This window comes from Brevundimonas fluminis, assembly GCF_003934285.1.
Taxonomy (GTDB): Bacteria; Pseudomonadota; Alphaproteobacteria; order Caulobacterales; family Caulobacteraceae; genus Brevundimonas; species Brevundimonas fluminis.
The window spans coordinates 341,804-368,013 of the sequence record NZ_RQWJ01000003.1 but is presented as its reverse complement, the minus strand read 5'-3'; the positions used below and the strand labels follow the sequence as shown (position 1 = coordinate 368,013).

At 70.8% G+C, this 26,210-nt stretch carries 25 protein-coding genes; 13 read left to right on the top strand and 12 right to left on the bottom strand.

Going from position 1 to position 26,210, the window contains the following annotated elements:
• Positions 1-55: 55 nt before the first annotated feature.
• A complete protein-coding gene (locus tag EFJ44_RS06735) occupies positions 56-514 on the top strand; it encodes a nuclear transport factor 2 family protein (protein ID WP_206426883.1) in 459 nt (152 codons plus the stop codon).
• Here EFJ44_RS06735 and carA read toward each other — a convergent pair.
• From carA to EFJ44_RS06710, 5 genes are all read right to left on the bottom strand, one after another.
• The gene (gene carA, locus EFJ44_RS06730; RefSeq protein WP_125256430.1) at positions 511-1,668 is read right to left on the bottom strand and encodes a glutamine-hydrolyzing carbamoyl-phosphate synthase small subunit; all 1,158 of its coding nucleotides are present in this window, start codon (positions 1,666-1,668) and stop codon (positions 511-513) included. The genes EFJ44_RS06735 and carA overlap by 4 nt on opposite strands.
• A 45-nt stretch (positions 1,669-1,713) precedes the next feature.
• The gene (locus EFJ44_RS06725; RefSeq protein WP_125256429.1) at positions 1,714-3,024 is read right to left on the bottom strand and encodes an amino acid permease; all 1,311 of its coding nucleotides are present in this window, start codon (positions 3,022-3,024) and stop codon (positions 1,714-1,716) included.
• Positions 3,021-4,016 (bottom strand): aromatic ring-hydroxylating oxygenase subunit alpha, encoded by a 996-nt coding sequence (locus EFJ44_RS06720; protein WP_125256428.1) that lies wholly within the window; start codon positions 4,014-4,016, stop codon positions 3,021-3,023. Before EFJ44_RS06720 ends, EFJ44_RS06725 begins: the two co-directional genes overlap by 4 nt.
• Positions 4,017-4,053: 37 nt before the next feature.
• A complete protein-coding gene (locus EFJ44_RS06715; protein ID WP_125256427.1) occupies positions 4,054-4,824 on the bottom strand; it encodes a hypothetical protein in 771 nt (256 codons plus the stop codon).
• A 110-nt stretch (positions 4,825-4,934) separates the two neighbouring features.
• A complete protein-coding gene (locus EFJ44_RS06710) occupies positions 4,935-5,621 on the bottom strand; it encodes an SDR family NAD(P)-dependent oxidoreductase (RefSeq protein WP_125256426.1) in 687 nt (228 codons plus the stop codon).
• Positions 5,622-5,700: 79 nt separating this feature from the next.
• Between EFJ44_RS06710 and EFJ44_RS06705 the strand changes: the two genes are divergently transcribed.
• From EFJ44_RS06705 to carB, 3 genes are all read left to right on the top strand, one after another.
• Positions 5,701-6,402 (top strand): HAD family hydrolase, encoded by a 702-nt coding sequence (locus tag EFJ44_RS06705; protein ID WP_125256425.1) that lies wholly within the window; start codon positions 5,701-5,703, stop codon positions 6,400-6,402.
• A 148-nt stretch (positions 6,403-6,550) separates the two neighbouring features.
• Positions 6,551-6,829 (top strand): ribonuclease E inhibitor RraB, encoded by a 279-nt coding sequence (locus EFJ44_RS06700; RefSeq protein WP_125256424.1) that lies wholly within the window; start codon positions 6,551-6,553, stop codon positions 6,827-6,829.
• 10 nt (positions 6,830-6,839) lie between these two features.
• Entirely contained in the window at positions 6,840-10,145 is a 3,306-nt protein-coding gene (gene carB / locus EFJ44_RS06695) for a carbamoyl-phosphate synthase large subunit (protein WP_125256423.1), read from the top strand.
• Here the strand turns inward: carB and mnmH are convergent.
• The gene (mnmH, locus tag EFJ44_RS06690) at positions 10,130-11,194 is read right to left on the bottom strand and encodes a tRNA 2-selenouridine(34) synthase MnmH (RefSeq protein ID WP_125256422.1); all 1,065 of its coding nucleotides are present in this window, start codon (positions 11,192-11,194) and stop codon (positions 10,130-10,132) included. The genes carB and mnmH overlap by 16 nt on opposite strands.
• Positions 11,191-12,300: a selenide, water dikinase SelD gene (gene selD / locus EFJ44_RS06685; RefSeq protein WP_241209703.1), complete on the bottom strand. Its 1,110-nt coding sequence runs from the start codon at positions 12,298-12,300 to the stop codon at positions 11,191-11,193. The genes mnmH and selD overlap by 4 nt, the downstream gene beginning before the upstream one ends.
• Here selD and EFJ44_RS06680 point away from each other — a divergent pair.
• The 7 genes from EFJ44_RS06680 to EFJ44_RS06650 all read left to right on the top strand — a co-directional run bounded on the left by EFJ44_RS06680 (position 12,299) and on the right by EFJ44_RS06650 (position 17,589).
• Positions 12,299-14,134 carry a family 43 glycosylhydrolase gene (locus tag EFJ44_RS06680; protein WP_125256421.1) on the top strand — a complete coding sequence of 612 codons (1,836 nt, stop codon included), beginning with the start codon at positions 12,299-12,301 and terminating at the stop codon, positions 14,132-14,134. The two genes, selD and EFJ44_RS06680, sit on opposite strands and share 2 nt — an antisense overlap.
• Before the next feature lie 44 nt (positions 14,135-14,178).
• Positions 14,179-14,370 carry a cysteine protease gene (locus EFJ44_RS06675; protein WP_125256420.1) on the top strand — a complete coding sequence of 64 codons (192 nt, stop codon included), beginning with the start codon at positions 14,179-14,181 and terminating at the stop codon, positions 14,368-14,370.
• A gap of 50 nt (positions 14,371-14,420) precedes the next feature.
• On the top strand, positions 14,421-15,083 hold the full coding sequence (locus EFJ44_RS06670) for a glutathione S-transferase family protein (protein WP_125256419.1): 663 nt from the start codon (positions 14,421-14,423) through the stop codon (positions 15,081-15,083).
• A gap of 63 nt (positions 15,084-15,146) precedes the next feature.
• A complete protein-coding gene (locus EFJ44_RS06665; protein WP_125256418.1) occupies positions 15,147-15,794 on the top strand; it encodes a hypothetical protein in 648 nt (215 codons plus the stop codon).
• A 33-nt stretch (positions 15,795-15,827) separates the two neighbouring features.
• Positions 15,828-16,016, top strand: coding sequence for a hypothetical protein (locus tag EFJ44_RS06660; protein ID WP_125256417.1), 189 nt, complete (start codon positions 15,828-15,830; stop codon positions 16,014-16,016).
• 122 nt (positions 16,017-16,138) lie between these two features.
• Positions 16,139-16,612 (top strand): transcription elongation factor GreA, encoded by a 474-nt coding sequence (gene greA / locus EFJ44_RS06655; protein WP_125256416.1) that lies wholly within the window; start codon positions 16,139-16,141, stop codon positions 16,610-16,612.
• A complete protein-coding gene (locus tag EFJ44_RS06650; protein WP_241209702.1) occupies positions 16,603-17,589 on the top strand; it encodes a mitochondrial fission ELM1 family protein in 987 nt (328 codons plus the stop codon). The genes greA and EFJ44_RS06650 overlap by 10 nt, the downstream gene beginning before the upstream one ends.
• Here the strand turns inward: EFJ44_RS06650 and EFJ44_RS06645 are convergent.
• On the bottom strand, positions 17,586-17,873 hold the full coding sequence (locus EFJ44_RS06645; protein WP_125256414.1) for a glycine zipper domain-containing protein: 288 nt from the start codon (positions 17,871-17,873) through the stop codon (positions 17,586-17,588). The two genes, EFJ44_RS06650 and EFJ44_RS06645, sit on opposite strands and share 4 nt — an antisense overlap.
• A 69-nt stretch (positions 17,874-17,942) precedes the next feature.
• Here EFJ44_RS06645 and trxB point away from each other — a divergent pair, with 69 nt between their 5' ends.
• Positions 17,943-18,953, top strand: a complete 1,011-nt coding sequence (gene trxB / locus EFJ44_RS06640) for a thioredoxin-disulfide reductase (RefSeq protein ID WP_125256413.1) — start codon at positions 17,943-17,945, stop codon at positions 18,951-18,953.
• Positions 18,954-18,959: 6 nt separating this feature from the next.
• Here the strand turns inward: trxB and EFJ44_RS06635 are convergent, their stop codons facing one another.
• The 4 genes from EFJ44_RS06635 to EFJ44_RS06620 all read right to left on the bottom strand — a co-directional run bounded on the left by EFJ44_RS06635 (position 18,960) and on the right by EFJ44_RS06620 (position 23,159).
• The gene (locus tag EFJ44_RS06635; RefSeq protein ID WP_125256412.1) at positions 18,960-19,367 is read right to left on the bottom strand and encodes a response regulator; all 408 of its coding nucleotides are present in this window, start codon (positions 19,365-19,367) and stop codon (positions 18,960-18,962) included.
• Entirely contained in the window at positions 19,364-21,376 is a 2,013-nt protein-coding gene (locus EFJ44_RS06630; protein WP_125256411.1) for a PAS domain-containing protein, read from the bottom strand. Before EFJ44_RS06630 ends, EFJ44_RS06635 begins: the two co-directional genes overlap by 4 nt.
• 70 nt (positions 21,377-21,446) lie before the next feature.
• On the bottom strand, positions 21,447-22,628 hold the full coding sequence (locus tag EFJ44_RS06625; RefSeq protein ID WP_125256410.1) for a cell wall hydrolase: 1,182 nt from the start codon (positions 22,626-22,628) through the stop codon (positions 21,447-21,449).
• A 51-nt stretch (positions 22,629-22,679) separates the two neighbouring features.
• Entirely contained in the window at positions 22,680-23,159 is a 480-nt protein-coding gene (locus EFJ44_RS06620; protein ID WP_125256409.1) for a Dps family protein, read from the bottom strand.
• Between the two features lie 187 nt (positions 23,160-23,346).
• On the opposite strand from EFJ44_RS06620, the gene EFJ44_RS06615 reads away from it, so the two are divergent.
• Positions 23,347-26,208, top strand: coding sequence for a PAS domain S-box protein (locus EFJ44_RS06615; RefSeq protein ID WP_125256408.1), 2,862 nt, complete (start codon positions 23,347-23,349; stop codon positions 26,206-26,208).
• The last annotated feature ends 2 nt before the right edge of the window (positions 26,209-26,210 follow it).

The following is a 26,210-nucleotide window of genomic DNA, read 5'->3' as shown; positions in this document are numbered from 1 at the left end:
CCACGGCGGCGCCATGATCCCGGTCAAGCTTCGCGGATCGACCGGGGAGATCGCCATGAAGTCCATCGCCGCCCTCGCCTTCGCCGCCGGCCTGATGACGTCCGCTCCCGCCCTGGCCCAGGATCACTGGATCGCCCACAACGCCGAGGTCGCCGCCGTCGACGCCGCCGTCCGCGCGCCGCTGGAGGCCTATCTGACGGGGCATGCGACGGGCGCTCAGGAGGCGTTCCGGGCCGCCTTCCACCCGGACGCCGAACTGTGGGGCACCCGGAACGGCGCCCTGATCCGGATGACGGCCGAGGAGTACGTCGGCCGCGCCTCGGGGGCTCCTGCAGCCGACGAGGCGCAGCGGCGCCGCTGGATTGAGTCCGTCGAGGTCGTCGGCGACACCGCCTATGCCAAGATCGTGCTCGACTATCCGGCGGTGCGCTTCACCGACTGGATGACGCTTATGAAGATCGACGGCCGCTGGCTGATCGTGAACAAGGCCTTCCTGGCCGAGCCGAAGAGCTAGCCCTTCATCGCGTCCGCGAAGCGCTGGAACAGGTACAGGCTGTCCGTCGGCCCGGGCGAGGCCTCGGGGTGATGCTGGACGCTGAACACCGGCCTGTCCTTCAGCGCGATGCCGCAGTTGGTGCCGTCGAAGAGGCTGACGTGCGTTTCCTGCACGTGGTCCGGCAGGCTGTCGCGATCGACCGTGAAGCCGTGGTTCATGGACACGATCTCGACCTTGCCGGTGGTCAGATCCTTCACCGGATGGTTCGCGCCGTGGTGCCCCTGGTCCATCTTCACCGTCCTTGCGCCCAAGGCGATGGCCAGCATCTGATGGCCGAGGCAGATGCCGAAGACGGGCTTGCCGCTGTCGACCAGCTTGCGGATTTCCGGGACCGCGTATTCGCCGGTCGCGGCCGGGTCCCCCGGACCGTTCGACAACACGACGCCGTCGGGATTGCGGGCCAGTATCTCCTCGGCGGTGGTCGTCGCCGGCACCACGGTGATCTTGGCCCCGGTCGAGGCCAGGGCGCGCAGGATGTTGCGCTTGACGCCGTAGTCGACGACCACGACCGACCGGTCGCCGGCCTGCACGCGCGGATGACCCTCCGGCCAGTCCCACAGCCCTTCGTCCCATTCGAACGCCTGCAACGTCGAGGCGGGTTTGGCGAGGTCGAGGCCGACGAGCCCTGACCAGTCGCGGGCCTTGGCCACCAGCGCCGGCAGGTCGAACTCGCCCCGGGCGTTGTGCGCGATCACGGCGTGCGGGGCGCCGGCGTCGCGGATGCGGGCGGTCAGCGCGCGGGTGTCCACGCCGGACAGGCCGACGACGCCACGCCGCTTCATCCACGCGTCCAGCGAGCCCTCGCTGCGCCAGTTCGCCGGGTCGGTCGGCAGGTCGCGGAACACCGCGCCGACGGCCGAGGTGTCGGAGCCGCCGCCCATCTGTTCCACGTCCTCCACGTTCACGCCGACGTTGCCGACGTGCGGGAAGGTGAAGGCCAGGATCTGGCTCATGTAGGACGGGTCGGTCAGGATTTCCTGATAGCCGGTCATGGCGGTGTTGAAGACCACCTCGCCCAGCGCCTCGCCCTCGGCGCCGACGCCGATCCCCTGCAGCACGGTCCCGTCGGCCAGGGCCAGCACGCCGGTCACGCCGGGCAGGAGGTCGGTCATGGCGGGCAACTCCGGGGCGGCGACGGCGGACAAACGGCGCGGGGGTTAGGCCCCCTCGCCCTCCGGGTCAACCGCGGGCTTGCCGCCTCGCAGCAAGGTGAACCACGCCAGGGTGGTGATCGCCACCACCACGAGGGTCGGCACGATGTAGCCCGCGGCCGCCGCGATCACCGCCGCGCCGGCGAACATGAGGCCGAACGCGCCCAGCACGTGGCCCCCCGTTCCGGGAGACAGGCGGATCAGCGCGGCCGAGCACACTCCATAGATCGTCAGCGTCAGCACCGAGGTCACGCCGACCAGCATGCCGAACTGCTCGCCAAGGGTCGGCTGGCCCGAGAGGACGGCGACGATCGTCATGATCGCGGCCCCGGTCAGCGGATTGACCAGCGGTGTCTTGTCGCCCTGCGCGAAGCCCTTGGGCAGGAAGCCGGCCCTTGCCGCGGCGCGTGCTGTCTCGCCGCCCATCATCACCCAGCCGCCGACGGTGCCGATCGTCTTGGCCACGGCGCAGACCGCGACGAAGCCGGCCAGCGACGCGCCGAAGACGCGGGCGGCGAGGTCGGCGTAGGGGCTGGTCGAGGCGGCCAGCGCGTCGAGCGGGATGACCCCGAAGACCGCCACGGTCGCTCCGACGTAGACCAGGGTGGCCAGCGCCACGCCGGCGAGCGAGGCCCGGCCCAGGTTCTTGCCCGGATGTCGGATGCGCGACGACAGGGCGGCGGCGCTCTCCACGCCCAGATAGGCCCAGAAGATCAGCACCAGCGAGGCCGGCACGGTCTCCTTCAGCGAATCGCCGGACGGATTCCACGAAGCGGCGAACAGTTGGGGGTCGAACGCGGCGACGCCGGCGGCCACGGCGATGACGATGGGGATGAGGCCGACGACCAGGGCGCCGGCCGCCAGCCAGGACGCCGTCCGCGTGCCGGCGACGTACGCCAGCGTGGCCACCCAGATGATGGCCAGATTGCACAGGGTGGCGGCGACCGGATCCTTCAGCACCGGCCAGAAGAAGGCGAGATAGCCCGTCGCCGCCACGGCCACCGCGACGTTGCCGACGAGACAGGCGGTCCAGAAGGCGATGGCCACCTGAAATCCGAAGAAGCGGCCGAGCCCGGTCTCGGCGAAGCCGGCCAGGCCGTCGGCGCCGGGCTTCAGCCGGCCCAGCGCCCCGAAGACGAGCGCCAGCACGGCCGCGCCGACGCCTGCGACCAGCCAGCCGATCAGCGAGGAACTGCCGAACGGCGCGAGGGTCACAGGCAGCAGATACAGGCCCGAGCCGATCATGTTGCCGGCCACAACGAGAGCCGCGAGGCCCCATCCCAGCTTGCGCCCGGTTTCCGGGACGACGTCGGTCATGCGTGGATCCCCCCGATCCGATCCTGGAACCAGCCGACCGCCGCCTCGTGGCGGCCGGACAGCACGCCGGCTTCATACGCTCCCGCGGACAGGTTTGTCTGCACCGCCTCGCAGATGGCCGCGTCCTCGGCGGTCAGCCGGTCCGAGGCCGCGAGGGTCGCGTCAGACGGCGGACGGCCTTCGGGTCCGAGATACAGATAGTCCAGCCGGGTGCGGCCCGGGCCGGTCGGCGTCATGCGCTCGATCATGGCGCCGTCGGCGTAGACGTTGATCCCGAGGTTGGGCCAAAGCCAGCCCCAGACGCCCGCCTGGGTCGCGCCGGAGGCGCCGACCGCCCGCTGGATCACGCACTCGCCGTCGACGCGGACCTCGTAGTCCGTGCCCGCCAGTTCCTGCGCCAGCTCCGGGTGGACGGCGCCGATGTGGTAGCCCTCGAGATAGTTCTCGACGTAGGTCTTCCAGTCGCAGGCCAGTTCATGGCTGCGCCGCAGGGCGGGCGCCGGCAGGTCGAGGCCGCGGTCGACCAGCAAGGCCTCGACGGGGGCCACGGCCGCGGCCAGGCGGCCGGAGGGGGCCATGGCCGCGAAGATCAGACCTCGCCACGTCTCGACGGTCAGGGACAGGAGTCCGAACTCGCGCGGGTCGAAGCCCGCTTCCGCGCCGAAGCCCGTGGCGGCGCGCAGCCGGCCGTCCAGGGCATATCGCCAGCCGTGATAGGCGCAGGTCAGCTCCTTGCCGCAGGATCCGGCAAAGCCTGTGACAAGCGGCCCGGCGCGGTGGCGGCAGACGTTGTGGAAGGCCCGCACGACGCCGTCGGCGCCGCGCACCGCCATCAGGGGCCAGCCCGCGACGTCCCCGGCGATCCAGTCGCCGGGCGCGGGCAGCTCCGCTTCGTGGCCCAGAAACAGCCAGGCGCGCCGAAAGACGGCGTCGCGTTCGCGCGACCAGGCGGTCGGGTCGCCATAGAACCGGGCCGGAAGGGTGAGCCGCATGGGTCGATGAAGGCGCGGGCCGGGCCCGACGTCAACGTCAGACGCGGATCGGGTCCAGACCGGCGAAGACGGCGTGGGTGGCGCCGGCCGTGCGGGCGTCCTTCGCCCGCTCCGGCCGGAGGTTCAGCAGGACCAGATGATCGCAGACCGCGCGACCCTCGGCGATCAGTTCCGCCGCGTCGGGCCAGTCGCGGGCCGTCTCGTGGGCCACGCCGGCGAAATCGAGCGCGAGGCAGCGGGCCCGCACGCCCGCGAGACGTCGCACGGCGCCGAGATCCGGCGCCACGTGCAGAACCGCGCCCAGGGCGGCGGTCTCGAAATGCGAGACAGCGTCGGCGATGGCTTCGGCCGGCGCCTGCTCGAGCCCGCCCATGACCTCGATCAGCAGGGCGCCGGGGGCGGCGCCGTGCTGAAGCTCCGCGCACAGGATGGCGAAGCGACCGCCGGACGAGGCGATGGTGCGCCAGAAGGCGGGGACGATGCCGCTGTCGCCGGGCTGGAGCCGCAGCAGGTCGAGGCCGTGCTTCAGCGTCTGGAGGTCGATGCGCTTCAGGTCCATCGGCTCCAGCGAGCCCCGGCCGCGCGCCAGCGCCGCCTCGCCGCCCGTGTGGCGCACGCAGCGGCGGATGCGGCGGCTCATCGGCACGCCCGTGGCGAGGTCGAAGACCGGCTGGGCGGCGAGCGTGATCGACAGCTCGTGCCGGGCGCGCGTCACCAGCGGAAACGTCAGGCTTTCGTAGGCGGCCGCATAGGCGGCGTGCAGCGAGGCCGTTCCGGCCGGCGGGGCGGCGCGTTCAAGATCCGTCATGACCGCCTCCTCTGGCCGCCTCCGGGATCCCCCCGACGATCACGATGCGCCCCGTCCGTCACCAGACGGCTTACGAAGGCGGTGAACCGGGGATTCACCGTGATGGCCGCTCACTCGGGGACGCGCAGCCCGTCCCAGTCGAACACCCGGCCGGAGTCCGCCGACGTCAGACCGTCGAGGACGGCCAGCAGCCGTCCCGCGGCGGCGTCCGGGGCGAACAGCTTCGCGGGGTCGACTCCCTTGCGGAACGGCGCGCTGAGCGCGGTGTCGACGGTTCCGGGATGCAGTCCGGCCACGATGGTCTGGGGATGGGTGCGTGACAGCTCGATGGCGAGGTTGCGCAAGATCATGTTCAGGGCGGCCTTGGACGCGCGGTAGGCGTGCCAGCCCCCCAGGCGATTGTCGCCTATCGAGCCCACACGGGCGGACAGGGCCGCGAACACGGCCCGACTGTCGCGCGGCAACAGCGGGAGAAAATGCTTCGCCACGAGCGCGGGCCCGACGGCGTTGACGCGGAAGTCGCGCAGCAGATGGTCGGACGTCAGAGCCCTGTGGGTCCGCTCGGGCTGATGCCCGTCGTGCAGCACGCCGGTGGCAACGAAGACCAGGGTGGGCGCCGGGCCGTCGGACACCCGTGCGGCGGCGGCGGCGATCGTCGCCTCGTCCTCCAGATCCAGCCCGGTGCGCGACCGCGACAGGGCGTGGACGACCTCGAACCGGCCCGACGTCCCCAGACGCTCGGCCACGGCGGCGCCGATCCCGCCGGAGGCTCCGATGACGACTGCCGAATTCCGCATGGAACGCACATCGCCCGTGGCTTCAGGTCAGGCAATGAGGCGCGTTGACCCGGAGCCCGTCCGGGGCCAATCCCCCGGCATGACCCTGACGACCATCGGCCTCGATGCCGACGACACCCTCTGGCACAACGAGACGATCTTCCGTCTGACGCAGGCGCGGTTCCTCGACCTGCTGGCGCCGCACGGCGAACGGGCGGACGTCGAGGCGCGGCTGGCGCAGGTCGAGGGGCGCAACCTTCGGCTCTACGGCTACGGCATCAAGGGCTTCACCCTGTCGATGATCGAGACCGCCATGGAACTGTGCGACGGCGCGGCGCCGCCGGAGGTGGTGCGTGAGATCCTGGCGGCGGGGCGCGAGATGATCGCCCATCCGGTGGAGACCCTGCCGGGGGTCGACGAGGCGCTCGCGGCCCTGGCCGAAACCCATCGCCTGATCCTGATCACCAAGGGCGACCTGCTGGATCAGGAACGCAAGCTGGCGGCCTCGGGCCTGGGCGAGTTGTTCAGCGCCGTGGAGATCGTGTCGGAAAAGGACGAGCGCACCTATGAGCGCGTGTTCGCCCGCCACGGCACGGGCGCGACGGAAGCCCTGATGGCCGGAAACAGCATGAAGTCCGACGTCCTGCCGGCGGTGCAGGCCGGCGCCTGGGGCGTGCACATCCCCTATCACGTCACGTGGGCGCACGAACTGGCCGAGGCGCCTGAGGGCCATCCCCGCTACGTCTCGCTGGCGTCGATTTCCGAGCTTCCCGACTGGATCGCGACGATCGCGGATCAATAGGCTTGCGGGGTCGCCCCCTCGGCCTTAGACGGGCCGCTTGACCGACAACCCGAACCGCTCCGGCCGCAGATCGCCTGCGCCGCCGGCGCCCGCGCGCGAGGCAAGACCCCTGTCCGACCCGTCCGTCAGCCATGACGAGAGAGACGCCATGGTGCGCGCCGCCCTGGCCGAGCACGGCGATTCCGGCGTCACGCCGCGGCACACCTTGTTCCATTTCCACGGCGACGACGAAGGCCTGGGCGAGCTGAACGAGGTCGCGCGCCGCGCGGGCTACATCACGCGCGGCGACGCGGAGTCCCTGGTGTTGGAGACCACCATGCCGGTGGACCCGGCCTCGTTCGCGCCTGTTTCTTCCATGATGCAATCCTGGGCCGCGGCCTTCCAGCTGGACTACGACGGCTGGGAATGCGCGGTCGTGACCAACTGAGGAGGCTGAGATGCCCAAACGCACGGACATCCAATCCATCCTCATCATCGGCGCCGGCCCGATCGTCATCGGTCAGGCCTGCGAGTTCGACTACTCGGGTGTGCAGGCGTGCAAGGCGTTGAAGGCCGAGGGGTACCGGGTCGTCCTGGTCAACTCGAACCCCGCCACCATCATGACCGACCCGGAGGTGGCCGACGCCACCTACATCGAGCCGATCACGCCGGAGTTCGTCGAGAAGATCATCGAGAAGGAGCGGCCCGACGCCCTCCTGCCCACCATGGGCGGCCAGACCGCGCTGAACACCGCGCTGGCGCTGGAGAGCAACGGGGCCCTTGCGCGCTGGGGCGTGGAGATGATCGGGGCGCGCGCCGAGGTCATCGACAAGGCCGAGGACCGGCAGAAATTCCGCGACGCCATGGACAAGCTGGGGCTGGAGAGCCCGCGCAGCCGCGCCATCCACAGCGTCGACGAGGCGGACGACGCCCTGGCCTTCGTCGGCCTGCCGGCGATCATCCGTCCGTCATTCACCCTGGCGGGCACCGGCGGGGGCATCGCCTACAACGTCGAGGAATACCGCGAGATCGTGGAGCGCGGTCTGGACCTTTCGCCCACCACCGAGGTGCTGGTCGAGGAGTCGGTGCTGGGCTGGAAGGAGTATGAGATGGAGGTCGTCCGCGACAAGGCGGACAACTGCATCATCGTGTGCTCCATCGAGAACGTGGACCCGATGGGGGTGCACACGGGCGACAGCATCACGGTCGCCCCCGCGCTGACGCTGACCGACAAGGAATACCAGCGGATGCGCACGGGCTCGATCAACGTGCTGCGCGAGATCGGGGTCGAGACCGGCGGGTCGAACGTGCAGTGGGCGATCAACCCGGCGGACGGCCGCATGGTCGTGATCGAGATGAACCCGCGTGTGTCGCGGTCCTCGGCCCTGGCGTCGAAGGCCACCGGATTTCCGATCGCCAAGGTCGCCGCGCGGCTGGCCGTCGGCTACACGCTGGACGAACTGACCAACGACATCACCCGGGTCACGCCGGCCAGCTTCGAGCCGTCGATCGACTACGTCGTCACCAAGATTCCGCGCTTCGCCTTCGAGAAATATCCGGGCTCGGAGCCCTATCTGACGACCTCGATGAAGTCCGTGGGCGAGGTCATGGCGATCGGCCGGACTTTCCAGGAAAGCATGCAGAAGGCCCTGCGTGGGCTGGAGACCGGCCTGTCCGGCTTCGACGAGATCGAGATCGAGGGCACGGCCACGGCCGAGGACGACGCCGGGGCCAAGGCCGCCGTGGTCCGCGCGCTGGGCCAGCCCACCCCGGACCGCATCCGCGTCATCGCCCAGGCCTTCCGCCACGGCCTGACGGTGGAAGAGGTCGAGGCCGCTTGCGCCTATGAGCCGTGGTTCCTGCGCCAGATCGCCGAGATCGTGCGCTGCGAGGGTCATCTGCGGGTCACCGGCCTGCCCACCACGGCGGCGGAGTTCCGCAAGCTGAAGGCCATGGGCTTCTCCGACGCGCGGCTGGCGAAGCTGACCGGGTCGACCGAAGCGGCGGTGCGCAAGGCGCGTCGCGCGCTGGACGTGCGGCCCGTGTTCAAGCGGATCGACACCTGCGCCGCGGAGTTCGCCAGCGCCACGGCCTACATGTACTCGACCTATGAGACCGGTGCCCTGGGGCAGGTCCCGCAGTGCGAGGCGGACCCGTCGGATCGCCGGAAGGCGATCATTTTGGGCGGCGGGCCCAATCGGATCGGTCAGGGGATCGAGTTCGACTATTGCTGCTGCCACGCGGCCTTCGCCTTCGCGGACGTCGGCGTCGAGTCGATCATGGTCAACTGCAACCCGGAGACGGTCTCGACCGACTACGACACCTCCGACCGCCTGTATTTCGAGCCGCTGACGGCCGAGGACGTGCTGGAGCTGATCGACGTCGAGCGGTCGAAGGGCGAGCTGATCGGGGGGGTGGTGCAATTCGGCGGCCAGACGCCGCTGAAGCTGGCGCACGCGCTGCAGGAGGACGGGGTGCCGATCCTGGGCACGAGCGTCGACTCCATCGACCTGGCCGAGGACCGCGAGCGGTTCCAGAAGATGCTGCACGACATCGGCCTGATGCAGCCGCCCAACGGGCTGGCGCGCTCGGCCGAGGAGGCCGCGCAGAAGGCGGAGGAGGTCGGCTATCCGGTCGTGCTGCGGCCCAGCTACGTCCTGGGCGGTCGGGGCATGATGATCGTGCACGATCGTGAGCAGCTGGACCGCTACGTCCACGAGGCCATGCGGGTGTCCGGCGACGATCCGGTGCTGATCGATCACTATCTGAACCGCGCCACCGAGGTGGACGTGGACGCCCTTTGCGACGACGAGACGGTCTTCGTGGCCGGCGTCCTGGAGCACATCGAGGAGGCCGGGGTGCACTCCGGCGACAGCGCCTGCTCCATGCCGCCGCATTCGCTGCGGCCGGACGTGGTGGCCGAGCTGAAGCGCCAGACCGAGGCCATGGCGAAGGCGCTGAAGGTGCGCGGGCTGATGAACGTGCAGTTCGCGATCGAGGAGCCGCACTCCGACCACCCCCGCATATTCGTGCTGGAGGTCAACCCGCGCGCCAGCCGCACCGTGCCCTTCGTCGCCAAGACCATGGGCGCGCCGGTCGCCGCCATCGCCGCCAAGGTGATGGCCGGCGAGACGCTGGCCTCGTTCGGCCTGACCGACCGGATCCTGGACCATATCGCGGTCAAGGAGGCGGTGTTCCCCTTCGCCCGCTTCGCCGGCGTCGACACCGTGCTGGGGCCCGAGATGCGGTCCACAGGAGAGGTCATGGGGCTGGACTTCCGTCGCGAGGGCGAGGCGGACCTGACCGAGGCCTTCGCGCGCGCCTTCGCCAAGTCCCAGATCGGCGGCGGCACGACCCTGCCGACCGAGGGCTGCGCCTTCGTCTCGGTCAAGGACGACGACAAGCCCTTCGTGCGCGAGGCCGTGGCCCTGCTGCTGAAGCAGGGGTTCTCGGTGATCGCCACCGGCGGCACCCATGCCTACCTCACGGCCGAGGGGCTGCAGGTCGGTCACGTCAAGAAGGTGCTGGAAGGCCGTCCGAACGTGGTCGACGCCATGAAGAACGGCGAGGTCCAGCTGGTCATCAACACCACCGAGGGCAAGCAGTCGCTGGCCGACAGCTTCTCGATCCGACGCACGGCCCTGATGGGCAAGATCCCCTACTACACCACGATCTCCGGCGCCCTGGCCGCGGCGCAGGCGATCGAGGCGGTGCGGGCGGGCGACATGGACGTGCGCCCGGTGCAGGACTACGCGGCCGTCTGAGCCTCGATCAGGGGCAGAAGGCCGGCGGCCGCCGCGACGAGCGCGGACGGATCCAGCCCGGCGAGCTCCACCTTGGTGAGGGGCGCGCGTCCGTCCCGCGCGGTCCGCGATCGCGCATAGGCCGGGTCGTAATGCTCGCGGATCAGGGCCTCGGCCAGGTCGCGGGTGCGGCCCGCGGCGGCGAGGGCGCGCCAGTCGGCGATCATCGCCTTCGACAGGTGGCGCGGAAGGCGCGACAGGGCGGCGTCGAGGGCGGCGGGGTCGGCGGCGACGTCGACATAGGCGGCGCAGGTGAAGTCGGCGCGGGCGGCCACAGGGGCGGAAACCTCGACGACCGGTGAGGCCTGCATGGCGGACCAGAGGGCTTTGGGCAGGACGATGCGCCCGATCTTGCTGGACTCCGCTTCGACGACGACGGGCCGCGCGGGATCCAGCGCCTCGACCGCGGCGAACAGGCGGCTTTCGAACAGCTTCTGCGACGGCTGGCCGCCCGGCATGGCGCCGAACAGGCTGCCGCGATGGTTGGCCAGACCCTCCAGATCCAGCGTCTGGACGCCGCGCGCGGCCAGCTCGCCCAGCAGGGCCGTCTTGCCGCAGCCCGTGGGGCCGTCCAGCAGGATCAGGTTCAGGCCCAGCGCGCCCTCGTGCAGCCGGTCCACCACGGCACGCCGCCAGGTCCTGTAGCCGCCCTCCAGCAGGGTCACGGGCCAACCGACCTGATCCATGACGGTCGCCATGGCGTGCGAGCGTTGGCCCCCGCGCCAGCAATGGACCAGCGGACGGAAGCCGCCGCCGCGTCCGGCCAGAGCGCCATCCAGATGCGCGGCGATGTTGCGGGCGACCAGAGCCGCGCCGTGGCGGCGAGCGAGGAATTTCGACCCTTGGACATACTGCGTGCCGACCTCTGCCCGCTGGGCGTCGTCCAGCACCGGCAGATTGACGGCGCCGGGCAGGTGATCCTCGGCGAACTCCGACGGACTGCGCACGTCGACGATCGCGTCGAAGGCCGCCAGGGCCTGAAGCGACACGTCGGTCGTGGTGCGGATCACAGGGTCACGACGTCCACGCCGGGGGCGCCGTCGACCACCCGGCCGACGACCATCGCCGACGTGCCGTTGAGCCGGGCGAGGGCCTGCAGCGACGTCAGCTCGGCCTCGGCCACGGAGATGAGCAGCCCCCCGGAGGTCTGCGGATCGGTCAGGAGGTCGCGCAGGACGCCGTCGGCCACGCCGTTCACATGGTCCCCATAGGCCGCCCAGTTGCGGGTCGAGGCGCCGGTCCGGACGCCCTCGGCCATCAGCCGATCGACGCCGGCCAAAGTTGGCGGCCGATCGGTGATCTGGATACGGACGCCCCCGCCACGCGCCATCTCGAGGGCATGCCCCAGCAGGCCGAAGCCCGTCACGTCGGTGACCGCGTGGACGCCGGGTTGATCGATCAGCTTCGACCCGAGCGTGTTCAGCCGGGTCGTCGTGTCCATCAGGGCACGATAGCCCGTCTTGACCAGACGCCCTTGCTTGAAGGCCGCCGACAGCACCCCGACGCCCAGCGGCTTGGTCAGAACCAGGACGTCGCCGGGCCCGGCGCCGGTGTTGGTCAGCACCCTGTCGGGGTGCACCAGGCCAAGGGCCACGAGGCCATAGATGGGCTCCACGCTGTCGATCGAATGCCCGCCCGCCACGGGGATGCCGGCGGCGGCGCAGACCGAGGCCCCGCCCTGCAGCACGCGGCCGATGGTGCGGGGCGACAGGACGTTCACGGGCATGCCGACCAGCGCCAGCGCCATGATCGGAGTGCCGCCCATGGCGTAAACGTCGGACAGGGCGTTCGTCGCCGCGATCTGGCCGAAGTGGAAGGGGTCGTCGACCACCGGCATGAAGAAGTCGGTGGTGGCCACCAGCGCCTGCTGATCGTTCAGCCGCCACACCGCCGCGTCGTCGTTCGTCTCGTTCCCGACCAGCAGGTCGGCGAAGGGCGCGGCCTGCGGCGTCCATTTCAGCATGTCGGCCAGCACGCCCGGCGCGATCTTGCAGCCGCAGCCGCCGCCGTGGGCCAGTGACGTGAGGCGGGGTTCGGCGGCGTCGTCCATGACGACGGTGTGGGCGAAACGGCTGTTGAACTCAACGGGCGCCGCGGCGTGATAGCCTCCGGCCATGCGTCTGATCCTGAGCCTCGCCCTCGCCGCCTTCGCCCTGCCCGCCTCGGCGCAGGAGCGGCCGCGGACCTGGGCGAACCCGGTCGACGTCGATTACAAGTACAATTTCGAGCAGACCCACCGGCGGATCAGCTATCGCACCGGGGCCGACCCCGTGATCGTGCTGCACCGGGACCGCTACTACCTGTTCCAGACTCTGGCGGACGGCTTCTGGGTGTCGGACGACCTGCTGGACTGGACCTACGTCGCCTCCGAACGCTGGCCGTTCGAGTCCAACGTGGCCCCCGCGGCCGTCTCGGACGGAGAGCGGCTTTATCTGATGCAATCGGCGTTCGAGCCCCGGCCGCTGCTGGTCGCGGAGCGGCCCGAAGTCGACGGCTGGGACTGGCACACGCGCCTGCTGCCGCCCGTGCCCGGCGCGGTCAGCCGGCAGGAAGAGGGGACCTTCGGCGAGGGCGGGCTCCCGGCCGACCGCCTGCCCCCGGGGCCGTGGGACCCCGCCCTGTTCATCGACGACGACGGCCGCTGGTACCTCTACTGGGGCTCGTCCAACGTCTATCCGCTTTATGCTGCGGAGATCGATCCGACGCCGCCGACGGCGTTCCGGAGCGAGGTGGTGAAGCTGCACGTGCTCCACCCCGACCGGCACGGCTGGGAGCGGTTCGGCGAGGACCACTCCGGCGGCCTGCCGGACGGCACGACCATCGACCCCTACATGGAGGGGGCCTGGATGACGAAGCACGCCGGGCGGTATTACCTCCAGTACGGCGCGCCCGGGACCGAATACAACGCCTACGCCAACGGGACCTACGTCGGCTCAGCACCTCTGGGGCCGTTCGAATACGCGCCGTGGAACCCGGTCAGCTACAAGCCCGGGGGCTTCGTCGAAGGGGCGGGGCACGGCTCGACCTTCCGGGACCGGCACGGCAACTGGTGGAACAGCGGAACGCCCTGGCTGGGCCATAACTGGACCTTCGAGCGGCGCATCGCGATGTTCCCCGGCCGCATCGAGGACGACGGTCAGATGTGGTTCACCAGCCGCTTCGGCGACTTTCCGCAGGTCATCCCGGACGGGCCGGTCGACGACCCGGAGAGCCTGTGGACCGGCTGGGTGCCGCTGTCCTATCGCGCCGTCGCGACCGCCAGTTCGACGCGGGACGATTTCACCCCCGACCGCGCCACGGACGAGAACCCGCGCACCTTCTGGGCCGCCGCCCGCAACGCCCCGGGCGAGACGCTGACGCTGGACCTGGGCGGAGTGAAGTCGGTTCAGGCGGTTCAGGTGAACTACGCGGACCTGGAGTCGGGCGTTTATGCCGAGAGCCCGTCGATCCGGACGCGGTTCCGCCTGTGGGGCTCGACGGACGGGGCCGACTGGCGGGTGATTGCGGACCTGTCGGAGTCGCGGCGGGACCGGCCGAACGCTTACGTCCCCCTGCCGGCGGCCGAGCGGCTGAGGTTTGTGCGCTACGAGCATGTGGAGTCGCCCGGCGCCAATCTGGCGATCGGCGATCTGCGCGTGTTCGGAAACGGCGACGCGCCGGCGCCCGCGACGCCGGAGGGGCTGGCCGTCGACCGCGGCCAGGACCAGCGGAACGCCACGGTCCGGTTCGCCCCGGTTGAGGGGGCCATGGGCTACAACGTCCGCTGGGGCGTCCGGCCCGACCGGCTGACGCTGACCTATCAGGTCTGGGCCGACGAATTGCGGGGGCGCGGCGGCGCCGTGGAGGTGCGGGCGCTGAACGTCGGCGTCGACTACGTCTTCGCGGTCGAGGCGTTCGGCGAAGGCGGCGTGTCGCCCCTCAGCGACGTCGTGTCCGCGCCCGCGCGCTGAACCGCGCGGCGCCGGCCTGCGTTGAAGGCGGGAAGGAGACGACCATGACCCGCATCGCCACGCTTCTGGGCGGACTTCTGCTGAGCCGGGGCGGCCGCCGCATGGCCGGACGCCACGCCGGCAAACTGGCGCTGGCCACCCTGGCCTTCGAACTGTGGCAGCAGCGCCGCCGCGGCGGCGCTGCGCCCAACGCCCGTCCGGCTTCGCGCCGCCGCTGGAGCGGCCGCCGACCCTAGACGCCGCCGCGGCGAAGGCCCAGCTTGGCCCGATCAAGCGGGAGCGCGCCATGTTCATCGTCCACCACCTCGAGGATTCCCGGTCGCAGCGGGTGCTTTGGCTGCTGGAGGAGATGGGGCTGGAGTATGAGGTCGTTCGGTATGCCCGCGATCCCGCTACGAAGCTGGCCCCGCCGGAGCTGAGGGCCATCCATCCCTTGGGCAAGTCGCCCGTGCTGCAGGACGGGGACGCGGTCATCGCCGAGACGGGCGCGATCGTGGAGCACCTGCTGGACTTGCGGCCACAAGCCGGTCTGAGGCCGCCGCCGGGAACGGACGAGCGGCGGCGCTTCACCTACTGGATGCACTATGCCGAGGGATCGGCGATGACGCCCCTGCTGCTGAAGCTGATCTTCGGCGAGATCCCGAAGCGCACGCCCGCGCTGGTCCGGCCGGTGGCCAAGGCCATCTCGGCTAAGGTCGGAGCGACGTTGATCGAGCCGCAGATCAAGGCGCATCTCGACTTCTGGGAGGCCGAGCTCGGGCGTTCGGACTGGTTCGCCGGCGACCACTTCACCGGCGCCGACGTGATGATGAGCTTCCCGCTCGAGGCCGCCGCGACCCGGGCGGACCTGAGCCGTCGCCCGAACGTCCGTGACTTCCTTGAGCGCATCCATGCACGGCCCGCCTATCAGGCGGCGTTGGAGCGTGGCGGCCCCTACGCCTACGCCTGAACCGTCAGGCTTCGTCGGAAGTCGTCAGTGTCGGGGCGGCATGCGCCCGTCTAGCGTCTTTGCATGCCCGTGACAGCGCGCCGCATCCTGCCCTTCGTCCTGGCCCTGGGTCTGGCCGCCTGCGCGGGTCCGCCCACCCGGGGCCCCGTCGACGCGTGGGCGACGAGGGCCGCCCCTCCCGCCCCGGCACTTTCTGCGCCCCCGCCTGCGCGGGCCCGGGCCGCCCATGCGTCGAAGGCGGCCGTGCTGGTGCGGCCGCGGATGCTGGGGCGCGCCCTGACCTTCGAGACCCTGAGCCCGGCGGTGGCGGTCCAGCCGTTCGAGGCGGCCCTGTATGAGGGTGAACAGACGCCCGCGCTGCGCAGCGCGGGCCTGCGCCAGCTTTCCGCCCAGCACTTGGGCGAAGGCCGGGCGGAGGCGGCGGTGGGCGCGGCGCGGGCCGGCCATGATCTGGCGCTGGAAGCCTATGGCCCGGACCACGTCGAGACGATCACGGCGCTGATCGGACTGTCGGACGCCCTGACGGCGGCCGGACGGACGACCGAAGGGGAGGCCGCCTTGCTCGTGGCCTCGAGTCAGGCGCTGCGGCTGTTCGGCCCGGCCCATCCGGCCGCCCAGGCGGCGGCGCGACGGCTGGCCCTGCACCGCGGCCTGACGCCGCTGGGACCGTTGCTCAGAAGCTTCAACCGACGCACCAACCGCCTGGGGTGAAGAACCCGGACGCGCCGGAAGCGTTAACGGGTCATGCTGCTGAAGAAATCCCAGGTCCTTGCCTTGCTGGTGGCGGCGCTGTCGTTCTGCCTCGCCTTCATGGCGGCCGGCGTCCTGCTGATCTCTGCGGCCTTCATGGCCGCGGGGCTGGCCGTCACCTTCTGGGTCACGCGCAGCCTGGTCCGGGACGTGCGGCGTCGTCGCCTGAACCGCCCGGCCTGACGCCCGCTTGAGTTCGCCCTGATCCTGACCTAGTCTCTCTCCCCGGTCGCGCGCGCCCGGCGACCGATCTCCTGAAATCCCACGCCTCCCAGTCGGGCGACCGAACAGAAACTCACCATCCTATGGAAAAAGTGCCGATGACGGCCGAGGGCTATCGCGTCCTCGACGATCAGCTGAAGCAATTGAAGTCGGTGGAACGCCCGAGCGTGATCGCCGCCATTTCGGAAGCGCGCGCCCACGGCGACCTGTCCGAGAACGCGGAGTATCACGCCGCCAAGGAACGCCAGGGCTGGATCGAAGGCCAGATCGCCGAGATCGAGGACAAGATCAGCCGCGCCCAGGTGATCGACGTGTCCAAGCTGAGCGGAGACGTCGTCCGCTTCGGCGCGACCGTGACGGTCGTCGACGAGGACACCGAGGAAGAGGCGACCTACCAGATCGTCGGCGAGCACGAGGCCGACGTGAAGCAGGGCCGCATCTCCATCGCCTCGCCGATCGCGCGGGCCATGATCTCCAAGTCCGTCGGCGACGTCGTCGAGGTCAACACGCCCGGCGGCGTGAAGGCCTATGAGATCGTCAAGGTCGAGTGGAAGTAGGCGGCCCTCAGCCCCTTCTCATCCAGGCCGTTTCGGACGGCCGCGCCGGCATGGAGAACCAGGCCCTGGGCCTGGCGGAGGCGGTCGCGCGGCTGACGCCCGCCGAAATCGTCGTCCGGCGGGTCAGGTGGCGGACGGGCTTCGACCGCCTGCCGTCGTCGCTCAAGATCTCATGGATGCTGGATCCGGCGTCGGACGCCTTCGGTCCCGGGCCGGGCGGGCGCTGGCCCGACGTGTGGATCGGAACGGGCCGCGCCACCCTGCCCCTGTCGGCCGCGGTGAAGCGCCGGTCGGGCGGAGGGACCTTCGTCGTCCAGACCCAGGATCCCCGCTGGCGCACGGAGGCCTATGACCTGGTCGTGGCGCCCGAACACGACGGCGTGAGCGGGCCGAACGTGCTGTCCATCGTCGGTTCGCCGCATCGGGTGACGCCCGGACGACTGGCCGAGGGCGCGGCGGAGCTTCCGGAGCTTGCGGACCTGCCCAGACCCCGCGTGGCCGTGCTGGTCGGAGGCCGGTCCCGGGCTCATGACCTGCCGGAGAGCCATGCCAGACGGCTGGCGGATGAGGTCGCGCGAGCCGTGGAGGCGGCCGGGGGATCCGTGATGGTCACCTTCTCGCGGCGCACACCCGAGGCCGCGAAGGCCGCGATGACGGCGCGCCTGTCCGCCCTGCCCGGCTCGATCTGGGACGGGGCGGGCCTCAACCCCTATTTCGCCTTCCTGCACTTCGCGGATCACGTCCTGGTCACCGAGGACAGCGCCAACATGGCGGCCGAGGCGGCCTCGACGGGCAAGCCCGTCCATGTCCTGCCGATGGTCCCCCTGAAGCCCGCGCCGAAGTTCGAGCGCCTGCAAGCCGCCCTGCGCGCGCACGGGGCGACGCGGGCGTTCGACGGCCGGCTGGATGAATGGAACTACGAGCCGCTGGACGAAACCGGCCGGGCGGCGCGGGAGATCCTGCTCCGACGGGGCTAGTCGCCGCCGCCGCCCCCGCCGTCGCTCCCGCCGGCGCCGTCGGCGTCTCCGCCTTTCGTCCGGCTTCCCCCGTCGGAGGCGACGAAGGACCCCGCCCCGCCGCCGTCCGCGCCGGGCTTGCGACGGTCCCGCTTTTGCGAGGCGTCGATCACGGCCCCGAAGCCCAGACCCAGGGCCACGCCGACGCCGATGCCTATGGCCAGCTGGCCCATGGCGATGCCCACGGCGACGCCGATCGCCATGCCGAGCGCCAGCCCGACCCCCATGAAGCTGCGACCTTCCATCCCCGTCTCCATGCTGCGCGCCGCCAAACTACCATCGCATGAGGCGGAATCACCGCCTAAATGGAGGCCATGAGCACGCCCCGTACCGTCCGCTGCGCCATCATCGGCTCCGGTCCCGCCGGATGGACCGCCGCCATCTATGCCGCCCGCGCCAGCCTGAACCCCGTCGTGATCGCCGGCATCCAGCCCGGCGGCCAGCTGACGATCACCACCGACGTCGAGAACTATCCCGGCTTCGCCGACGTGATCCAGGGCCCCTGGCTGATGGAGCAGATGCGCGCCCAGGCCGAGCACGTCGGCACCGAGGTGATCGAGGACATCGTCACCCGCGCCGACCTGTCCTCACGGCCGTTCCGGCTGACGCTGGACTCCGGTCAGGAGATGCTGGCCGAGACGGTGATCATCTCGACGGGCGCCCAGGCCAAGTGGCTGGGGCTCGAGAGTGAGGCCACCTATCAGGGCTTCGGCGTCTCGGCCTGCGCGACCTGCGACGGCTTCTTCTATCGCGGCAAGCAAGTCGTGGTGGTCGGAGGCGGCAATACGGCCGTCGAGGAGGCGTTGTTCCTGACCAACTTCGCCGAGAAGGTCACCGTCGTGCACCGCCGCGACGAGTTCCGCGCCGAGAAGATCCTGCAGGAGCGGCTCTTCGCCCATCCGAAGGTCGAGGTGATCTGGAACCACAAGGTCGACGAGATCGTCGGCGTGGTGGACGGCATGGCGAAGAACGTCACGGGGGTTCGCCTGTCTTCGACCGTCGACGGGTCGGCGCGCGAGGTCGCGTGCGACGGCGTCTTCGTCGCCATCGGGCATGCGCCGTCGTCCGAGCTGTTCGCGGGGCAGCTGGAGACGAAGGCAGGCGGCTATCTGGTCGTGAAGCCGGGCACGACGGCGACGGCGATCGAGGGCGTCTACGCCGCCGGCGACGTGACCGACGACGTCTACCGGCAGGCTGTGACCGCCGCAGGGATGGGCTGCATGGCGGCGCTTGAGGCCGTCCGCTTCCTCGCCGAGGAAGACCACAAGGCGGCCGGCAGGCCGATCAGCCACAAGGAAGCGGAAAAAATCGGCGCCTGGGACTGAGCCGACTCAGCCGAACAGCTGCAGCTCCGGCGGCGCCATCGGCGGCGGCGTTCCCGCGCGCTTGCCGAGCGCATAGTCGACCGCCGTGCGCACGGCCCGCTCGTCGGTGGGCTTGGACAGAACGCCGATCGTGCCCGCCACGCCGTTGCGGACCATGCCCGGATTGGCCGTCATGAACAGCACCGCCACGCGGTGATCCTGACCGAGGTGGCGCCCCAGCTCGATGCCGGTCGGGCCGTCGGACAGGTGGATGTCGACGAGGGCCAGGTCGACGTCGCTGGTCCTGATGATGTCCTCGGCCTGACGCGAGTCCGCGGCGACGCCGACCACGTCGTGTCCGAGATCCTCGAGCACGAAGCGCAGTTCGAGCGCCACGAGGGCCTCGTCTTCGATGATGAGGATGCGGGCGGTCATTTCAAAGTCTCGGTCTCGGTCGAGTCAACGCGAGGAAGGGTTGCAGGTTTCATGCCGCCCCCGGCCGCCTCGCCGGCCTTCAGAGCGTGGCGCCGCCGCGACAGGGCCGTGGCGGGGAGATCGACGAACACCTTCAGGCCGTCGGGGTTCCAGTCGTGCGACAACCTGCCGCCCAGCTGCCCCTCGACCGACAGCTCGGCCAGCGACGATCCGAATCCCCGGCGCTGCGGCGGCCCCTCGACCGGCGGCCCTCCGCTCTCGGTCCAGTGGAAGTGGAAGCGGTCTTCGTCGAACGCGGTCTCCAGCGAGACCCGGCCGTCATCGTGGCTCAGAGCGCCGTACTTGGCCGCGTTGGTGGCGAGTTCGTGGAACAGCAGGGCCACCGAGGTGGCGGCCTGGTCGTCGAAGACCGTGTCGTCGCCCGACACCACGATGCGAGGGGCCCCGGCGTCGTCCAGATAGGCGGCGAACAGGGCGCGCAGGAAGGCGTGCAGGGTCATCGATCCCACGGTGGGACGCGACGTTTCCGTGTGCGGGCGCACGAACTCATGGGCTCGCGCCAGCGCCCCTATCCGTGTGCGAAGCGCCGTCGCGAACGCTCTCGCCTCGGGGTGCTGCCGCGCCGACAGGGCGACCAGCGCCGAAACCACGGCGAAGATGTTCTTGATCCTGTGGCTGAGCTCCTGACTGAGCAGCTCCTTGCCCTGCTCCATCCGCTTCAGATCGTCGATGTCCGTGCAGGTGCCGAACCACCGGGTGATCTCGCCCGCCTCGTTCCGGATCGGCATCGCCCGGCCGAGGGTCCAGCGATACATGCCGTCGGCGCGCCGCAGGCGATACTCGATCTCGTAAGGCTCGCCGGTCTCCAGCGAGTGCCGCCAGCGGACCCGGGCGCGCTCCTGGTCCTCGGGGTGGAACATCCCGTTCCAGCCCTCGCCGTCGGTCGATCCGGCCGGAACGCCGGTGAATTCGTACCAGCGCGCGTTGTACCAGTCGTGGAACCCGTCGGGCAGGGTGGACCAGACCATCTGCGGCATGGAATCGGCGATCGCCCGGAACCGCGCCTCGCTCTGCGCCAGCGCCGACATCGTGGCCGCCAGCTCGTTCTCGACGGTCTTGCGGCGGGTGATGTCGACGACGACCCCGGGGAAGCGGACGGCGCGGCCGGACCCGTCGTCATAGGCCTGGCCGCGGGCCAGCACCCAACGATCCTCCCCTCCGACCCTCAGCCGATACTCGCTCTCGAACTCTCCGACGGCGGCGACGGCCGCGTCGATCTCCCGGGCGACCCGGTCCCGGTCGTCGGGATGTATGGAGGCGGTGAACTCTCCCAGGGGCACGCCCGCCAGGGCCCGGTCCGCGTCGACCCCGAACATCCGCGCGAAACGGGCGTCGGCGGTGACCCGGTCGTTCACCAGATCCAGATCCCAGGCCCCGACCATCTCGGACGCGTCGAGGGCGAGGTCCAGACGCTCCTGCATCTCCGTGCGCTGATGGAGGGCGCGGCGCAGTTCCAGCTGGGTCATGACCTGACGGGCCAGAACCTCCAGCGTGAGGGTCTGCACCCCGGTCAGACCCTCGGGGCGAGGCGCCCTGTCGAGCACGCACAGCGTCCCGATGGCATGGCCCTGCGGCGACTTCAGCAGCACCCCTGCGTAAAATCGCAGGCCCGCTTCGCCGGTCACCAGGGGATTGCAGGCGAACCGTGGGTCCTGCGTGGCGTCGGGCACGACCATCCGGTCCTGCTCAAGCAGGGCGTGGCGGCAGAACGACGTCTCCAGCGGAGTTTCGCGGACGCCGAGGCCGACTTCCGCCTTGAACCACTGTCGATCGGCGTCGATCAGGTTCACGACGGCGATGGGCGTTTCGCAAATGCGGGCGGCCAGGTCGGCGATCTCGTCGAAGGCCCTCTCGCGCTCGGTGTCGAGCACGGCATAGTTCCGAAGAGCCTGCAGACGCGCCTTCTCGCCGGCCGTGTTTCCCGCGCTCGCTTCGCCGTCCAGTCCCAAAGTCCGGTTTCCTACGCCGCCCCGTGACAGGCGTGAACGGCGAAGGTGGCGCTTGGTTGCAGCGTCCTGATCAGGAGCCGGGGCGGCCGACCTCCTCGACCTCCATCGGCGTCACGCCCGCCGGGGGCGGATCGGCCCTGGCCGGCGCGGACTGCCCCGACTCGAAGGCGGCGATGCCGGCGTTGACGGCGGCGACCTCTTCGGGCGTCGGCAGGCGGCGGCCGCCGAGGCTGGCGACGCCCACGGTCCGCGTCACGCCGTCGATCTCGACCGTGCGCACAGCGGGGCGGCCGGCCGCCGCGGCGGCTTCCAGCTCCGCGTCGGTCGTGACCGTTTCGGCGGAGGCCAGCAGCACGCGCGGCCGGGCGAAACGGGCCTCGTCGATCAGGGGCTCGCGGCCCGCGTAGGCCTGGCTGAAGGCGGCCGTCTCACCGTAGACGCCCTTCCAGCGATAGAAGATGTGCGCGCCGATCTGGTCGATCTTCAGCAGGGTCGGCGCCCACCACGGATGGACGTAATCGGCGTGATAGTGGGTCGCGGTGCCGACGCGGGCGGCGACGTGGCCGTTCAGCGCCCGGGCGGCCACGGCCTCGGCCCGTTTCCACGCCCACGGAACCGGCCCCTGGGAAAGGGCGCCGTCGCAGGTGAAGCTGAACTGGCAGCCCGTGACGCGCTCCGCGCCCTGGAATACCACGCCGCAGACGGTGTTGGGATAGTTGGGATCGCGCACGCGGTTGAGAACCACCTGCGCAACGGCCTCCTGCCCTTCGGTGGGCTCCAGAGCCGCCTCGTAATAGACGGCCTGGGTCAGGCAGCGCAGGGCCCTTCGGCGGTCCTCGCCCGTCGTGCGCAGGATGAAGGCGCGGGCCGGGCGCAGCGCGCCGAGGGCGCTGGGCACGCTGGCGTTCAGCCGCTGGGCCTCCACGCCGTTCTGGCCCCAGACGAGGCTGGGCTTGCCCGCGAGGGTCAGCGTCTCCCAACCGGGCGTCAGGCCATAGGTCGCGGGCTTGAGCAGCAGGGGGTCGTGGCGGGAGGCCAGCGCCAGTTGGGCGGGGTCCAGCCGCGCACTGACGGCGGCGAAGGCGTCGGCCCCGATGTCGCCACGGGTGGCGCGCGCGACGGCCTCCACCGACAGGTCGCCGTCTGGACGCGGCATGGAGCCGGCGGTCGCCGCGCAAGCCAGCACTACGCCGGCGGCGGCCAGCGCCACCGCCCTGCGTCCGTCCAGCCATGTCCGCAGGCGCACCATCATGCGAGCGACGTTATCCGGGATTGTCGGCGAAATTCCGACGGGTTTCTGACCTCACCGCCCGCCGAGGGTCGAACGCAGCATCCAGGCGGCCTTCTCATGCGCCGCCAGACGCTGGGTAAGAAGGTCGGCGGTCGCGTCGTCGCCCGCTTCCTCGGCCACTTCGATGCCCGCGCGGGCGGTGGCGATGACCGTCTCGTGGTCGCGCATCAGCTCGCGCAGCATGTCCATGGCCTCGGTCTCGGGCTTGCCCTCCTTGATCGAGGTCAGGTTGGCGAAGGCCGACTGGCCCTGCGGAGCGTATTCGCCCAGCGCCCGGATGCGCTCGGCGATCTCGTCGAGGGCCTCCCACATCTCGCGGTACTGGGTTTCCAGCAGGGTGTGCAGCTGGAAGAATTCGGGACCCCGGACGTTCCAGTGGAAGCCGTGGGTCTTGGAATAGACCGCGAAGCTGTCGGCCAGCATCTTGGACAGTTCGTGCGACACCTGTTTGCGGGCGTCGGCCTTGATGCCGGTCTTGATGGCGTCCGCCATGGGTGGTCCTCCTGAGAATGCGGCTCCGATCTAGGGCCGCGGCGCCGCCGCGCCAAGGGCCGGCGGCCGCCTTACGGCAAAGTCCGGAGCCGGGGGAACGCACGAAGTCGAAAAGCGTTGTGGGGAGTCGCGCCACGGCGCAGCGTCGGGGGAAGTGTTGGGGTCATCGACCAGCGAGCGACGATTCATGGGTCCGGGCGCGGCCCTGACGGCGCTAGCCCGTTTCGAGCCCGGCAGCTGGTGGGTCAGGGTCCTGATCGGCGTCGGCTTCGCGGTCGCCGCCGCCCTTGTCCGTCTGGTCACGGCGCCTCTGTACGGCTCCATCACCGGCTTCATGATCCTCCTGCCCGGCGTCCTGCTGGCGGCCCTGGCCGGCGGCCGCGTGGCCGGCGTCGTGTCCGTGCCCGTGGCCCTGCTTTGCGGATGGCTGATCGTCGGGCCGGGCGGCGCCGGCGTCGGGGTGACGCAAGGCCTGGGACAGGTGGCGACGCTGAACTTCGTCATCGTCGGACTGTTCAGCACGTGGGTCGCCGCCTCCCTTCGCGACCAGGTCGCCGGACGCGCCCGGACCGAAGCGCTGCTGGACGAGGGCGAGCGGCGATTTCAGCTCATGGCCGACACGGCGCCCGCGCCGGTCTGGATCACCAACACCAACGCGGAGGTCGAGTTCGTCAACAAGGCGCTGGTGGAGTTCTACGGTCGCGAGGGCAAGGACATCCTCGGATCCGCCTGGCGCGACTCCATCCATCCGGACGACCGCGCCGACGTGGCCGCGGTCATGTCGGAAGCGAGGCCGAAGCGTCTGCCCTACGGGTTCGAATGCCGATTCCGCCGCGGCGACGGGGAATGGCGCTGGCGCCGGGTGGTGGTGAACCCCCGCTTCGACGGTCAGGGGGAGTTCCTCGGCTACATCGGCATGTCCTTCGACCTCACCCAGACGCGCGAAGCGATGGCGCATCTGGAAGAGGTGGAGCGGCGCCAGTCCCTGCTGCTGGCGCTGGGCGACAGGCTGCGCGACCTGGGTGATCCGGAGGCCGTCATGCTGGAGGCCGCCCGGACGCTGGGCGAGGCGCTGGACGCGCTGCGCGTCGGCTATGGCGAGATCGACGCCGACGGAGCCTCGGTGCTGGTGCGGCGGGCCTGGCACGTGCCGGGCACGCACAACCCCGAGGGCCAGTGGTCGCTGAACGGCAGCATAGGCGCCGCCGCCGCCGACGATCTCCGCGCGGGCCGCCTGCTGCGGATCGTCGCCCCCGGAGACCTGGTCGAAGCGCCCGGCAAGGCCGAAGACTACTGGGACAAGGACACCGGCGCCCTGCTGGCGGCGCCGATCCTGCGCGCGGGCCGGCTGGAAGCGGTGCTCTACGCCATCCGTCGGGAGCCGCGTCCGTGGACGGAGGACGAGGCGGCCCTGATCGAGGAGGTCGCCGCACGGACCTTCGCCGAGGTGGAGCGCACCCGCGCCGAGTTGGAGGTGCGCGAGAGCGAGCACCGGTTCCGATCCATCGCCGACACGGCGCCGGTGCTGATCTGGGTCACCAACGCCGACCGCACCCGCGCCTTCGTCAATCAGGCGTACGTCGCCTTCCACGGCGGGACCTATGAGGAGGCGCGAACCGCCGATTGGCGCGCCGCCCTGCACCCCGACGATCACGAGCGCATCGCCCGGGAGTCGATCGCGGGCGAGGCGACGGGCAAGCCGTTCTCGCTGGAAGGCCGCTACCGGCGGCACGACGGGACGTGGCGCTGGCTGAAGTCCTTCTCACGCCCCCGCCTGGGCATGGGCGGAGACGTCGTCGGCTTCGTCGGCGTGGCCTTCGACGTGACCGACGCCAAACGGCTGCAGGGCGACCTGACCCGCGTCAACGAGCTGCTGGAGGAACGCGTCGGCGAGGCGCTGGCGGAAAAGGCCAAGGCGGAGGCGGACCTGATGCACGCCCAGCGGATGGAGGCCGTCGGCCGCCTGACCGGCGGGGTGGCGCACGACTTCAACAACCTTCTGACCGTGGTGATCGGGGCGCTGGACATGATGCTCCGCGCGCCGGAAGACGGGGCGCGGCAGAAGCGGTTGGGCGAGGCCGCGCTGGCGGCCGCGCGACGGGGCGAGCGGCTGACTCACCAGCTTCTGGCCTTCTCGCGCCGGCAGACGTTGCGCCCGGAGCCGACCGACCTGAACGCCCTGATTCTCGAGGGAGAGCCGCTGCTGCGGCGCGCGGTGGGGGAGGCCGTGACCCTGGACCTGCGGCTTTCGGACCGGCCGGCGTGGGTCAACGTGGATCCGGCGCAGTTCGAGGCCGCGCTGCTGAACCTCGTGGTCAACGCCCGCGACGCGGTGAGCGAGGGCGGTCGGATCACGGTCGAGACGCGCGCGCGCCGGCTGAAGCCGGGGCAGGTGGCCGAGCTGGACGGCGGCGATCATGTCTGCATTTCCGTGACGGACGACGGCGCGGGCATCGACCCGGAGATAATGGGGCGCATCTTCGAGCCCTTCTTCACCACCAAGTCGGTGGGCAAGGGCACCGGGCTGGGCCTCAGCCAGGTCTACGGCTTCAGCCGGCAGAGCGGGGGCGGGCTGGAAGTGTCCTCGCGCCCCGGCGAGGGCGCGTCGATCCGCATGTTCCTGCCCGCCTTGCGGCGGACCCGACCCGATCCCGTGACCATGGCCGTCGCGCCCGAACGCAGCGCGCGCCACGGCCGCCGCCTGCTGCTGGTCGAGGACGATCCGGCGGTCGCAGGCGTCGCGGCCGAGATGATCGAGAGCCTCGGCTTCTCGGTGAGGACGTCCGAAGACGCCGCGTCGGCCCTCGGCCTTCTCGGGCGGGAGGAGTTCGACGTCATGCTGACCGACGTCGTCATGCCCGGCGGCATGTCGGGGGTGGAGCTGGCGCAGGAGACCACGCGCCGCTGGCCGCGCATGGCGGTGGTGCTGGCGTCGGGCTATGCGGGCGACGAGATGGACCGCCGCATGGCGGACGCGCCATGGCCCTTCGTCCGCAAGCCCTATTCGCGGGAGACGCTGGCAGAGGTGCTGACCGCCGAGGCGGCCTGAGC